This is a genomic window from Streptomyces kryoterrae (assembly GCF_054072135.1).
The window spans coordinates 9,135,936-9,148,783 of sequence record NZ_CM133358.1 but is presented as its reverse complement, the minus strand read 5'-3'; the positions used below and the strand labels follow the sequence as shown (position 1 = coordinate 9,148,783).

Annotated in this window: 10 protein-coding genes and 5 pseudogenes; 10 read left to right on the top strand and 5 right to left on the bottom strand. The window is 66.5% G+C overall.

The window, feature by feature from the left end; all coding sequences use genetic code 11:
• The first annotated feature begins 427 nt into the window (after positions 1 to 427).
• Together ACW4TU_RS40750 and ACW4TU_RS40745 are read left to right on the top strand one after the other, a co-directional pair.
• Entirely contained in the window at positions 428 to 1,330 is a 903-nt protein-coding gene (locus ACW4TU_RS40750) for a pPIWI-associating nuclease domain-containing protein (protein WP_457421827.1), read from the top strand.
• A gap of 98 nt (positions 1,331 to 1,428) precedes the next feature.
• Entirely contained in the window at positions 1,429 to 2,325 is an 897-nt protein-coding gene (locus ACW4TU_RS40745) for a hypothetical protein (RefSeq protein ID WP_457421825.1), read from the top strand.
• A 65-nt stretch (positions 2,326 to 2,390) separates the two neighbouring features.
• On the opposite strand, the gene ACW4TU_RS40740 is transcribed toward ACW4TU_RS40745, so the two are convergent.
• Complete coding sequence (locus ACW4TU_RS40740; RefSeq protein WP_457421823.1) at positions 2,391 to 2,672, bottom strand: hypothetical protein; 282 nt, start codon at positions 2,670 to 2,672, stop codon at positions 2,391 to 2,393.
• Between the two features lie 409 nt (positions 2,673 to 3,081).
• On the opposite strand from ACW4TU_RS40740, the gene ACW4TU_RS40735 reads away from it, so the two are divergent.
• The 4 genes and pseudogenes from ACW4TU_RS40735 to ACW4TU_RS40720 all read left to right on the top strand — a co-directional run.
• Positions 3,082 to 3,252 carry a hypothetical protein gene (locus tag ACW4TU_RS40735; protein WP_457421821.1) on the top strand — a complete coding sequence of 57 codons (171 nt, stop codon included), beginning with the start codon at positions 3,082 to 3,084 and terminating at the stop codon, positions 3,250 to 3,252.
• Positions 3,249 to 3,635, top strand: coding sequence for a hypothetical protein (locus ACW4TU_RS40730; RefSeq protein ID WP_457421819.1), 387 nt, complete (start codon positions 3,249 to 3,251; stop codon positions 3,633 to 3,635). The genes ACW4TU_RS40735 and ACW4TU_RS40730 overlap by 4 nt, the downstream gene beginning before the upstream one ends.
• A gap of 341 nt (positions 3,636 to 3,976) precedes the next feature.
• Positions 3,977 to 4,450: pseudogene (locus tag ACW4TU_RS40725) on the top strand (transposase); the annotation flags it as partial.
• Positions 4,404 to 5,645, top strand: a pseudogene (locus ACW4TU_RS40720) (ISAzo13 family transposase); the annotation flags it as partial. The pseudogenes ACW4TU_RS40725 and ACW4TU_RS40720, both read left to right, overlap by 47 nt.
• A 145-nt stretch (positions 5,646 to 5,790) precedes the next feature.
• On the opposite strand, the gene ACW4TU_RS40715 reads toward ACW4TU_RS40720, so the two are convergent.
• From ACW4TU_RS40715 to ACW4TU_RS40705, 3 genes are all read right to left on the bottom strand, one after another.
• Positions 5,791 to 7,458, bottom strand: coding sequence for an IS1182 family transposase (locus tag ACW4TU_RS40715; protein ID WP_457421817.1), 1,668 nt, complete (start codon positions 7,456 to 7,458; stop codon positions 5,791 to 5,793).
• A gap of 99 nt (positions 7,459 to 7,557) precedes the next feature.
• Complete coding sequence (locus ACW4TU_RS40710; protein WP_457421815.1) at positions 7,558 to 8,370, bottom strand: IS3 family transposase; 813 nt, start codon at positions 8,368 to 8,370, stop codon at positions 7,558 to 7,560.
• The gene (locus ACW4TU_RS40705; protein WP_457421813.1) at positions 8,306 to 8,665 is read right to left on the bottom strand and encodes a transposase; all 360 of its coding nucleotides are present in this window, start codon (positions 8,663 to 8,665) and stop codon (positions 8,306 to 8,308) included. Before ACW4TU_RS40705 ends, ACW4TU_RS40710 begins: the two co-directional genes overlap by 65 nt.
• A gap of 71 nt (positions 8,666 to 8,736) precedes the next feature.
• On the opposite strand from ACW4TU_RS40705, the pseudogene ACW4TU_RS40700 reads away from it, so the two are divergent.
• Together ACW4TU_RS40700 and ACW4TU_RS40695 are read left to right on the top strand one after the other, a co-directional pair.
• Positions 8,737 to 9,182: pseudogene (locus tag ACW4TU_RS40700) on the top strand (ISAzo13 family transposase); the annotation flags it as partial.
• A 3-nt stretch (positions 9,183 to 9,185) separates the two neighbouring features.
• A pseudogene (locus ACW4TU_RS40695) lies at positions 9,186 to 9,999 on the top strand (IS701 family transposase); the annotation flags it as partial.
• A 322-nt stretch (positions 10,000 to 10,321) separates the two neighbouring features.
• Here the strand turns inward: ACW4TU_RS40695 and ACW4TU_RS40690 are convergent.
• A pseudogene (locus tag ACW4TU_RS40690) lies at positions 10,322 to 10,702 on the bottom strand (protein kinase domain-containing protein); the annotation flags it as partial.
• A gap of 107 nt (positions 10,703 to 10,809) precedes the next feature.
• Between ACW4TU_RS40690 and ACW4TU_RS40685 the strand changes: the two are divergent.
• Entirely contained in the window at positions 10,810 to 11,214 is a 405-nt protein-coding gene (locus tag ACW4TU_RS40685; protein ID WP_457421811.1) for an effector-associated constant component EACC1, read from the top strand.
• On the top strand, positions 11,211 to 12,512 hold the full coding sequence (locus ACW4TU_RS40680; RefSeq protein WP_457421809.1) for a caspase family protein: 1,302 nt from the start codon (positions 11,211 to 11,213) through the stop codon (positions 12,510 to 12,512). The genes ACW4TU_RS40685 and ACW4TU_RS40680 overlap by 4 nt, the downstream gene beginning before the upstream one ends.
• Positions 12,513 to 12,848: the final 336 nt, after the last annotated feature.

The window sequence follows — 12,848 nt, the reverse complement described above, 5'->3', positions numbered from 1 at the left end:
TTGACTGAGCCCAAGTTCAGGCGCCCCCGACAGGTGGGCTTCCCGGACGGCCGATCAGCTCCCCACACCTCACGAAGCGGCTCGGAAGGCTCGGAGTTCCCACCCGAGCCGGCCGAGCCACCGCTCTCATGGATCTTGCCGGACAGCTTCCCTCTGTAGTCCTCAGCCGACTCCTCGGCCTCAACATCAATACCGCGACCCTCTGGTCTCAGGAAGCTGGAAACACTCGCCCGGGCTACGCGGCAGAGGTTGCCCTCAGGGCACACCGCAAGGACTGACAGCCGAGGCTAGAGCACCTGAGAATCCCCACCCAGCTACCGGCAGCGGCCGCTGCGTAACTGCCGTGAGCTGGCTCAAAAGCCGTCACCGCCTAAACGCCGTTCGACTGTCAGTCCCACCCCTCATACTGGACAACATGGTCCGCAGAATGACTCCCGCACAGTTCCGGGCTGCTGCGCAGAAGGCCCAGCGTGAACAAAAACGTGCCATCGACAACTACAACCGCCAGGTGCGCAACCACAACGCCGCGGTGAAGAAGGCGGTCAACGACTACAACCGCGAAGTGCGCAGCTACAACTCGAAGGTGCGCGCTCACAACCGCCAGGTCGAGAACCAGCGACGGCGGATCAACCAGGAGATTGCGCGCCTCAACGCTCGTCCCACCAGTACGACTTTCAGCACTTACCGGGCTTCGACCGCCACTCTCGTTCAGACATACAGCACGGTAGAGTCCAGCCTGGCATCGCGTGCCGTTTCGCCAACTGCTCAGCGGTTCGTGGACCTTGCCAGCAACGAGACAGCGAACAGTGTGTACCTGGTCAACGCGCTCGACGGCGACGGGGCCCCCGAGGATGACCCCACCGAGGATGAGCTCCGAGCCCCCTCAATGGCCACCGAACTCGCGACCTTCGGGCCAGACCTCGTCAACCGGTGGACAGGGGCCCTCTATGCACTCAGTCCGCACAACCCGGACGCCGCTCGACACTTCTGCACCAGTGCGCGCGAAGTGATCATCACCATGCTGGACAGCTCGGCCCCTGACGCGGAAGTCAAGCAAGAGGACCCGACCTGTGAGGTGACCGACAGGGGTGCACCGACCCGCAAAGCCAAGATCAGTTACCTCCTCCGCCGACACGGCGTGGCTGACGACGGCATCACGAACCTCGTCGACGAGGACGTCAAGAACTTGCTGTCGCTGTTCCGGACCTTCAATGACGGCACGCATGGACACGCGGGGCGCTTCACCATCACGGAACTGTCGGGAATTCGCACTCGCGTCGAGTCGGCGATCGGGTTCGTCCACCAAGTCGTCACGGTCTCAGTAGGTTAGCTTCGCCCCGCTCACAGAGATCCCGGACTGACCACCCTCACGGGGCTGAGCTATAAAGCAGGTCGTATCACTGTCCCGGCAAGCCTAGAGTCCACTCCATGCATGCCGAACAGCTCAAGCTCTCTTCACAGAGGTGGATGAACGCGGCGCTCACGGCGTTCTCGCAGGGGGCCGACTCCTACGACTTCGCGGTTCACCACGCCGGGATCGCCGCCGAGCACCTCCTCAAGGCTTACCTCGCATCCCTGCACCCGGCGCTGATAGTCGAGGCCAAGGACTTCGACTCACTGCTCCACGCCACCGGCCACGGCACGCACGCGTCCGCCCCAGCAAGCCGGGCGAAAACAATCGGCCTAATGGAAGCGTATGCCCGAGTACACAAGATCTTGCGCAAGCAGATCCCGATCGATCAGCGAGCTTTCATACCGGTCACGAATGCCCGCAACGGCGTCGCGCACAGTGGTATCCACGACCTTGCCGAGGTCCAAATCGTTTTCACCACCTGCCTGCGGCTGGCAGATCCCATTCTCGAAGAACTGAAGATCGATCCCGAAACCTACTGGGGGCCCTACCGTACTCTGCACGACAGGCTGATCGAAGAGCAGGTCAAGCAAACCCGCGTCGACGTGGAGACCATGCTTGTCAATGCGCGATCGATCTTCTGGCATCGCTTCGGGCACCTGTCCGACAGCGAACGAAAAGTCGTCCTCGCCACGATCACCAGTCACCCAGCCGTCGGCATGGCACGAGAAGTGCCCCAACAGTGCCCCGCGTGTGACTCACAGGGCTGGTTGGCTGGCGAGGTGGAAGTGGGCAGAGAGGGCGCCTACCTCGTTACCCATGCCTTCGCCTGCTCTGCCTGCGATCTTGAGGTGGAAGGCGAGATGCTCTGGCACCTGGGAGACATGGCTGGCGACGTTCCCCTGGACGACAACCCCGAGGACTACCTCAGCCCGTATGAAGACGACGACGGGGACATGCGCCTCGGACGATGAGCCATTCCCGACCCGCAGCCACATTCCGCAAGTTCGGACAGCCACAGTTACCAGTAAAACCGGGCTCATGGAGAGGAAGTCGATTCAGGATCTACGGGTGACTCGTCTTCGTCGATGATCCTCCACGTCATCTCGCTACGCCTTTGCCTCATACGATCGCTGGTGAAGCTGGCCTCGGGCAGTCGGTCGCCCCGGAGATAGGCGCCTAACATCTCTAGCCCCTCGCGGGCCGCCGCCTGGATTCGGATCTCCTGTTCGTGCGCAGTTTCACCGGCAGCGTCCCAGCCAGCCATCAGGGCTAGAACGTTCTCCAGCCTCGTTCGGACTTCCGAGTCTGGAATTCTCATAGACGCGAGCCTGACTCGATTCCGTCTGGGTTGCAAAATTCTACGAGTACCTCCGTCCAGCCCTCCGCCTGTCCTTCAAGAAGCCTGTTCTGAGCGAAGCAAAAAATCTCGTTCAATTCCGTCATAGCGATATCGACGGCGCTTCGAGCTAACTCTGTCTGACGCTGCTCTAGAGCAACCTTTGCCCCATGCCGCTGACTAGCAAGCGTTGCCCAGATTGAAGCTGCCGCGCCTACCGCAGCTCCGACGACGCCCGCTACCGCCGCCACCCATACAGAAGCATCCACAGGACCATCGTCCCCGAACCTCCCTGTCGCTTCTGCCAGAAGTTGCAACCTGGCAGGAGCCACCTGTGTCGCGTCGCTACTCCGCAAGTTTCAATAGCCGGGATTACCAATAAACCCCGGTCATGCACCTGCAGCTGGAGTCGATACTCGCCTTCGATACCGAGGACGAGCACGGCGAGACGGACCAGACGAAGGATCTGAACGGCCTGTTCACCCGGCTGGCCCGGGAATCTTCCGGGATCCAGGACATCGAGGTGCTGTTCGATTCCCTCCCCGTCGCGGAGGCATCGTGAGCGGGCGGGGCCGCAAGGCCGTCCTGCCGCCGGCGGACTTCCAGGCGACCCACCGCATCGCCGACGACGGACTACAGGCCACCGTGGTGAATAAGGAAGGCTTCGAGCACGTCTTCGACTTCGCCGCGATCACCGTGCCCCAGCCGATGCGCTGCTCTCTTGCACGAGCGTTCGCCGAACAGTCCATGGGGTGGAACAGCCACTCGAGCGGTGAGTCGTATTGGCGGTCCGTGGAGGCCTTCGCCCGGTTCCTCAAGGACCAGGGGCACCCGGCCGAGGATCTCGGCGACCTTACCTCGGCCACGCTCCGGCTCTGGCGTAACAACCACAAGGACAGCCCTGGTGGGCGCGAGGCCCTGGCCAAGATGACGCGTGCGACGTGACCCTCGACCTGGCCTGAGCTCCAGGAGGTGGAAAAGGCCACGGTGACGGCGTCGATGTCGCGGCCTGGCAGTACATCGAGCGGTCGGCAGGTCTCCAGGTCGATGAGGATGGTGGCGCACGAATTGCAACGTAAGGCGAAATCGTCCACGCCCAGCACTCCGGCCTGGGCCGGAGGCGGTTCGGGGACGGCTCGAAGGAGATGCAGGAGAGTGTCCTTCGCGACGCGGATGCTCAGCGCGCCGGCAAGCCGCGCCCCAGGACGGCCCGCCAGTGTCAGGGCGATCTAGTACTGCAACGGTGCTTGCCGTGACTGCTGGGCAGATCAGTCGTTGGTGTGGTCATGGGTGGGGACCTTGCTGATGTCAGGCTGTGGGCCGGTCAACTGGACGCTCTGCATGAGCGGTTCGTGCACCGGTTCAACCGGGAGGAACCACGTCAGTCGGCGCTGGCTTACATGCGAGGGCTGGTTGCGCCGCTGGAGCGCAAGAACGGCTGGACGCTGGCGGAAGAAGCCGGGCATGCGGGCCCTGACCGCATCCATCGGCTGCTGAACCGGATCGAGTGGGACGCCGACGAGGTCCTGAACGACGTACGTGACTACGTCGTGGAACACCTCGGCGACAGCGAAGCTGTCCTGATCGTCGATGACACCGGCTTCCTGAAGAAGGGCGTCCGTTCGGCCGGCGTGCAACGGCAGTACTCCGGCACCGCGGGGGCCCGTAGTTCAATAAGTGCTCGACAGAAGGGTGTTGGTGGGAGTCTGAGATATGACCCCGTGTCTGTCAGGCCGCGTTGCCGCTCGTGCTCTGCGGGCCAAGTTCGATCAGATCCTGCCGCACTTCGATGAGCGTCGCCGTCGGCTGTACCTGGCCAGTGAGGCGAGGGCCCTTGGCCGCGCCGGGATCGTCCGGGTGGCCGCCGCCTCCGGCACCAGCACTGCAACCATCGCGCGAGGTATGGCCGAGTTGGCCGGTGGCTCCTCACCGACCCTGCGGGTCCGGGCTCCAGGTGCCGGCCGCAAGCGGCTGACCGACACCGACCCTGGTCTGCTGCCCGCGCTGGAATCGCTGATCGAGCCGCACACCCGAGGCGACCCCGTCTCCCCGTTGCGGTGGACCACGCTGTCGTTACGGGCCCTGGCCTCGACCCTCACCACACAGGGCCACCCGGTCAGCGCTTCAACCGTCGGACACCTGCTGCACACCTTGGGCTACAGCCTGCAGGGAACCGCGAAGACGACGGAGGGCATCAGCCATCCGGACCGCGATGCCCAGTTCACCCACCTGAATGCCACCGCCGCCGCGTTCCTCGACGATGCCCAGCCGGTGATCAGCGTTGACACCAAGGCCAAGGAGTGGCTCGGCAACCGGGACCGGCCTGGTCGCACCTGGCGGCCGGGCAAAGACGCGATCAAGGTGGACTGCCACACGTTCACCACCAACGACCAGCCCATGGCGATCCCCTACGGGATCTACGACATTGCCAACAACAGCGGATGGGTCAACGTCGGCACCGACCACGACACCGCCCAGTTCGCGGTGGAGTCCATCCGACGCTGGTGGCAGCACCGCGGACGGGCGGACCACCCGAATGCCGGCAGGCTCCTGATCACCGCCGACTCCGGCGGCTCAAACGACCCCCGCCGCTGGACCTGGAAAAGCAGCCTTGCCGCCTTCGCACGAGAGAGCGGCCTGGAGATCACGGTCTGTCACCTACCGCCAGGGACTTCGAAGTGGAACAAAATAGAACACCGGATGTTCTGTCACATCACCGCGAACTGGCGAGGACGACCGCTGACCAGCTACCAGGTCGTCCTCGAGACCATCGCCGCCACAACAACCAAAACCGGCCTGACCATCGGGGCCGAACTGGACACAGGCAACTACGACCTCGGCATCAGCGTCACGCCCGCCGAGTTCCACGCCCTTCCCATCACACCCAACGTCTTCCACGGCGACTGGAACTACACACTGGCTCCCGTTCCACCGCGAGCGCCAGACGCGCCGGCTGAGCTTGTTCCGCTTTGACGGACACCATCGGTGTGGTGGTCAGGCTGCGAGTGCGGCCTCGTAGTCGGCGGGACTGCGGTAGCCGAGGCTGCTGTGCAGTCGGTGCAAGTTGTACCAGCCCTCGATGACCCCGTTGCCCAATTGGTTATGCGGCAAGGTCGAGGGCAGCGAGGTGTGATGTCCGAGTGGGGGCGAGTGGTTGCCCAGTCCACCAGGCGTCGAGTCGGAGCAGGTTGACAGCGGTGGCTGTGAGGATGTGCGCGAGGGCGGTCTTCCCCAGTCCTGCGTAGCGGGTTCTGCGCGCGCCGGTGGCTGTGACCGCCTGGTGGATTGTGCCCTCAATACCGGAGCGGATCGCGTAGACGGCCTTCCATTCCTCTGTGGACTGCTCGGCACGGGCGTGTTCGAGAACGGCGTCTTGATCTTGCGGGCGGACGGTGAGCTGCCGCCCGTAGCGTGTCGAGTTGGTGCACTGTCCGCGGGAGGGGCAGGGCGCGCAGGTCTCGGTGGCGAAGCGGATGCGGATCGCGGGTCGCTGGTTGTTGTCGAGGCCCTCGGTCCAGTAGCGGCTATGGGAGCCGTCGGGGCAGATTGCCCGATGAGCGTCCCAGTCGATGGTGAAGGATGCTTTGTCGTAGCCGCTTGCTTGGACGGTGCGGCGGGTCATGGGTCGGACTGGACCGATAACGCGGACGCCTCGCTGGCCGGGCGCCGTGAGCAGGAGTTCCGCGGAGATGTAGCCAGCGTCCATGAGGTGTTCGCCCGGCAGCAGGTCCTTGGCGTCGAGCCGGTCGTGGATCTCGTCGACGACCACGGGGTCGCCGACCGTGGCGTCCGTGGTCACCACGTGGGTGATCAGGTGCGGTCGGTTGGTCTCCCGGGCGTCGCAGGTCTCGGTGAAGTGGACCTTGTAGCCGTCCCAGGCCGATCCGCGCTTGACGGAGTTACGGGCGTCGGGGTCGTAGGGCGAGGTGATCCGTGCTCTGCTGGGCGGGAGATTGTCCTTCCCCCGCCAGGCCACCTCCTGCCCTGCGTCCGTGATCGTGCGTTGGAACTGCTGGAGCCATACCGTCCGCAGGATGCCAACGGCAGGGACCTGCCGCAGCCAGGCGGGAGCACTGGCGGCGAAGGCCGCTTCGAGGAACTGGTAGCCGTCGGCCGCGACGCGCCAGGTCAGTTGGGTTCGCTCGTTTTCGTCGCTGGGCAGTCGGTAGGAGTCGACCCGGGCTCCGTACCTTTCTTGCCAGCCTCGGGGAATCCAGGAGGTGAGCCACTGGGGTGCGGTGACGGCGACCGCCTCCAGCGCGGCCCGCAGCGTCTCGCCGACGAACTCCAGGCGGTTGAGGTCCCTCACCGCGGCAAGCACGTGAGTAGAGTCAGTGCGCTGTCGGCCCCGGCCGGACACGAGCCCCAGCTCGTTGAGCCGTTTCAGCAGCAAGTCCAGGATCTTCTCTTCCAGCCCGTGGGCCAGGAGTCGGTCACGGAAACCCGTCAGCACGGTGAAGTCGAAGCCAGGATCGGCCAGTTCGAGGCCGAGCAAGTACTTCCAGTCGATTCTCGCGCGTACCGCGTGGGCCGCCTGGCGGTCAGTCAGGTTTTCCGCGAACTGCAGCACGCTGACCAACGCCAGCCGCCCCGGAGCGACACCGGGGCGGCCACGCACGCCGAACGCCGACCTGAAGACCTCGTCGTCGAACAGCGGACCGAGCGCGTCCCGCACCCGCATCGCCAGACACCCCCTGGGAAACGCTGCCCAAGCCACCACCCGCGTTCCCTCAGGCACCTCCCGACCCGAGTCAGCCCGCATCGACACCCAACCCCTCCGTCCCGAGTCCGAGGCGGGCTCTCGACCCAAGCCCCCGACCTGAGGCTCCACCCCTAAACCACTCACCAAGGCGGAGATCAGAGGCATTCACCCAATTGGGCAACGGGGTCCCTCGATGAAGTCGAAGATCGCGGTGCGGGCGGTGGCCCGGCTGGGCCAGGTCCTTGTGTCGAGCAACTCCCGTTTGATGGTGGCGAAGAACGACTCGGCGAGCGCGTTGTCCCAGCACTGCCCGGTGCGGCCGACGGACAGACGGATGCCCAACTCCGTTGCCAGGGTGGCGAATTGCTGACTGGTGTACTGACAGCCGCGATCTGAGTGAAAGATCACCGGACAGGTGGGACGACGCTGGTGGCAGGCGGATCGGAGGGCGTCTGCGACCAGTTCGGTCCGCAGGTGGTCGGCGGTGGACCAGCCGACCACGCGGCGGGAGGCGATGTCGATGACGGTGGCCAGATAGAGCCAGCCCTCGTAGGTGGCAACGTAGGTGATGTCACCGCACCAGCGGGTGTCGAGGCCGTCCGGGTCGGGAGCGAAGTTGCGGGCGACAAGGTCGGGCCGGACGGCGGCCCTCGGGTCGGGGATCGTCGTCAGCTGCCGTCGCCTGCGGTGGCCCCGCAGCCCGGCGGTGCGCATCAGTCGGGCGATGCGGCGCCGTCCGCAGTCCTCGCCCTGCCGTTGCAGGACGGCGTGAACCCGCGGGGCTCCGTAGGTTCCACGGGAGTCCTCGTGGACTTCGGTGATCTTCTCGGTCAGCTCGGCGTCGCGGACCGCTCGCGGGCCGGGCCTGCCGCTGCGGCGGGCGTAGAAGGCGGTTCGGGAGACCTGCAGCAGTTCACACGCGCGCTTGACGCTGTGGCCGCTCTGCTTCTCCGCCTCGATGAACGGGTGCACCGTCACCGGGTCTCCTTCGCGAGAAAGCCGTCGCACGCTTGAGGACCTCCACGTCCTCCCGTAGTCGGCGGTTCTCCCGCCGCAACGCGGCCAATTCCTCACGCTCACTGCTGGTCAGGCCGTCGCGCTCGCCCGCGTCAGTCTCGGCCTGGCTGACCCACAGCCGCACCGCGGTCTCGGTCAGATCGAAATCCTTGGCGATCTGACCGACCGAGCGGTCACCACGCCGGCACAGCTCGACGATCTCGGCCTTGAACTCCGGCGTGAACGAACGGCGAGGCCGAGGCTTCTTCTTCCCCATGCTCTCCATGATGGACATCCTCCCGGGGACGAACCCCTGATCTCAGATGTCCGTCAAAGCGGATCAAGCCCACGGCAACGACACACCGGACCGACCCGGCCCTGACCGCGATGCTCACCGATCCGGCCCTGACCGGCATGTCACGAACCGCCTTCGAGTATCTGGTGGCGGTCTCGGAGCCTTTCTGGGACGCCATGGCCGAGGCAGCATTCCAGCGACGCTTCCACCGCCCGCGCAGCTACCGCCATCCACAGACCAGCAGCGTGGACCACACCCACCGGCTCCTGGCAGCCATCTTGCGCCGCCGCAGAGCGGTGACCATGACGTTCCTGGCCCAACTACTGGGCGTCAACCGCACCAACCTGTCCATCCAGTACCAGGACGCAAAACGGCTCCTGGACCTGCACCGAATCCTCGTCACGCCGATACCCGGATCGCCCGCCCGCACGTTGGAACAACTACACGCCCGAACAACCCCCACGGAAACCCGTCGCTGACAGTTATTGAAATACGGGCCCCGGGACGCACCGAGAACTGCCAGATCGGCGTGTTCCTCGCTTACGCTTCCGACCGCGGACGCACGCTGATTGACCGCCGCCTGTATCTGCCCGCGTCCTGGACGGACGACCGGGACCGATGCCGGCGGGCCGGCATCGACGACCACGTCGCCTTCGAGACGAAGGTGGCCATGGCCAAGACGATGGTCCGCCGGGCCATCGCCGACCGCATCCCGTTCAGGTGGGTTACGGCAGACGCCGCTTACGGCTACAGCAAGGGCTGGCGGTTCGAGCTGGAGCAGGCCGACGTTTTCCACGTCATGGCCACCACCCGGCACGACACGGTCGTCACCCGCTGGTCCATCGATCACCCCGTCCACGACCTGTTTCCCGGCCTGCCGAGGCAGAAGTGGAAACGCCGTTCCTGCGGTGAAGGAGCCCACGGCCGACGGATCTATGACTGGGCCCGCGTCGAAGTGAGGCCCTGGCACCGCGAAGACCGCCGGCACTGGGTCATCGCCCGCCGCAGCGTCCGCCGGCCCGAGGAGATCTCCTACTACATCGCCTACTGCCCCGCGGACACTACCCTGGACCAGCTGATCCGCATCGCGGGCAGCCGCTGGGCCGTCGAGGAATGCTTCCAGACCGCGAAACAGGAATGCGGCCTGGACGACTACCAGGTCCGCCGCTACCCCGGCTGGCACCGCCACATGACCCCTGGCCATGGCAGCCCACGCCTGCCTGACCGTCCTGCGGGCCCGAGCGCTGGACACGGACAAAGCAGAAACGGATCCTCCCAGCTCATCCACCTCAGCCTCGCCGAAATCCGGCGCCTGATCACCCGTCTCACCAACCGCCGCCCCACCCCGATCGGCCGCATCCTGCACTGGTCGACATGGCGCCGCAGACGGCAACACCAGGCCCGCATCAGCCACTACAAACGACGCGGACACAGCCCCTGAAAACTGCCCAGCACTCAGAGCAAGCACCGTTGCAGTACTAGGTGAGAACCGTTCGAAGCAGCGGGGTGTAGCGGGTATGAGGGCTGGTCAGTCCTTGAATCTGCTCGGCGAACGTCACCGCCGGGCAACGGGAGTTGAGGCACTTGAAGTGCCGCATCAAGAACTCGATCACGAGGGGGGCCGCACCGAGGGGCGTGTCAGCGAGGCAACGCAGGTACCGGCCGTGCACCCGCCAGGACGGCATCGCGCACGACGTACATCTCACCGGGAGTGTCCGGCACGACGTACGAAACGTGCTCGGACGGAAGGTCGGCGAGCATGACGGAAAAGTCGCGGTACGCCGGCTGTCCTGTCACCGCTTCCTGCAAGACGGCTCCCAGAGCCCACAGGTCCGATGCCTCGGTGTAGCTTCCCCCAGGCCTCGCCGCCTCGGGCGCCCGGTACCCCAGAGTCGGGGACCCGAGTTCGGGACCGTGCGGCCCCAAGCGCGCGATTCCGAAGTCAGTGAGCAGAGCCCTGTCACCCTCCAGCATGGTGTTGGAGGGCTTCAGATCACGATGGAGAACTCCGTTGCCGTGAGCCGCTTCTAAGGGCCGTTTCGGCCGCGCGCCCCGAGGGCAGGTTTCCCTCGCTCACGGGGGTGCGCGCGGCGGACCTCGCAGGGGCCCGGGCACGAGGGGGAAGCATGGAGCTACGACTGTCCGTCGTCGGAGACGAAGCCGACGACGCGTACACCGCGAAGGAATCCGCGTCGCTCTACCGGTGGCTCACGCAGGATCCCCAGTTGCGCGGGACGACCCGGATCACCCGGCTCCCCAAGGAGTCCCCGTCCGGCGCGATGGGAGTGGACCTGGATTCGGTGAACGTGGTCCTGTCCAACTCGCTCGCGGCCGTCAACCTGCTCGTCACCTCGGTGGTTGGCTGGCGCAGCACCCGCTCGCGCCCCGCGCCCGTGCGCATCGACCAGGCCGGTTCCACCGTGACCACCGTGGACGGCACCTCGGACGGGCTCCGGGAATTGCCGGAGGGCCTCGACCACGGCCCGGGGCCGGACTCGCCCCGGGGGGACGGTCCGACGGGCTCGGCGTGACACCGGGCCCGCCGGAGCGCCGGCCTCGCCTGGCGGACCCGGCGGCCTCGCGCGCGGTGCTCGTGGGCGCGCACGCGTACGCGCACCTGGAGGACCTCCCCGGGGTACAGAACAACCTGACGGCGCTGGCCGACGCGTTCGCGGACGAACGGATCTGGGGCTTGCCCCGGGAGCACCTCACCGTGCTGGACCAGCCGGCCGACGCCGGGGAGATCCTCGACGCGGTGATCGACGCCGCCGAGCGGGCCACCGACACCCTCGTCGTCTACTACGCCGGCCACGGGCTGGCGGATGAGCACACCGACGACCTGTACCTCGCCCTGCCCCGCACCCGGCCCTTCCGGCCGGACACCGCCTGCCGGTACGAGTTCCTGCGCCGCCGGCTAACCGGCCACGAGGTGAACGCCCGCCACGTGGCCGTCATCCTCGACTGCTGCTGGAGCGGTCGCGCCCTGCTGGGCGGCATGGCCACCGGTACCGACCTGGCGGACGAGGCGGCGGTGCCCGGGCGCTGCGTGCTCGCCGCGTCCTCGGCGACGCGCCATGCGCTGGCCCTCCCGGGGGAGACGTACACCGTCTTCACCGGCGAACTGATCCGCACACTCACCGAGGGCGTGCCCGGACAGCCCGGCGTCCTGAGCATGCAGACCGTGTACACGCACATCCGGTCCCGGCTTCGCCGAGACCCGCTCCTCCCGCCGCCCGAGCTCGGCAGCCGGGGTGTCGCAGACACGATTTGCCCGGCCCGCAACCTCTCCCCGGACCGCCTGCCCGATCCGCCGGCGGGGCCGCCCGAGCGGACGTCCGTACCGACGGTGCCCGCCACCGGAGGTCCGGCGCCGCGCCGGCTGCCCGCGCGAATGCCCGCCCTGATCCGCGAACGCCTGCTGCGCTCACCGCAGCCGACCGGGGTCTTCGTCGTCCCGCAGGGAGCCGCGTACGGCAAACTCGCGGGAAAGGTCCACCGGCACCTCGGCCTCGACGGCCTCAAGGAGGAACTCGTCGCCGCGTGGATGTGCAACACGGCGATCTTCGGGCCGCCGAAGGGCCTCTTCTTCACCACCCGGGCCCTGCGGTTCGACTACGGCAGGGACAAGCTGGTGGTCCCGTACGAGGACCTCCACCTCTACACCTTCGGGTACATGGAGGACCGGTTGGCCATAACTTCGTACGCCAAGGCGTGGACCCTGACCGTCGAGGGGCCGGACAAAGCCTGGCGGACGCCCTATGACAGCGCCCAGCGGGCGGACTGGATGGCGGACGACCTGAATGACATCAAGGCACTGACCCTCGGATAGCGGTCACCCACCGTCAGCACTCCCTCGGGTCGGTGGGGCTGCGGCGGAAGGACTTCTGCGCGGGGGCTTCGGCAGCGCCCACGGTGATGGAGCCAGCGCTCCACCTGCCCGTCCCTTCGGCGGTGTCGTGTCTCACGGGTTTGAGGACGTAGAACTCGTTGTCGACGCGGAGGGCGATCCACAGGCGGTGGCCGGTGGGGCCAGCCCTGGCCCGAGACGCTGATGCAGCGGGGCATCGTGCCGCCGCCGGGCCTGTCGATCGTCACGGCGGGACCGGGCGTCACGGCCGGATCGGGTGCGGCCGATCCGGCGGTCCGAGGCGGGACGGCATCCTTC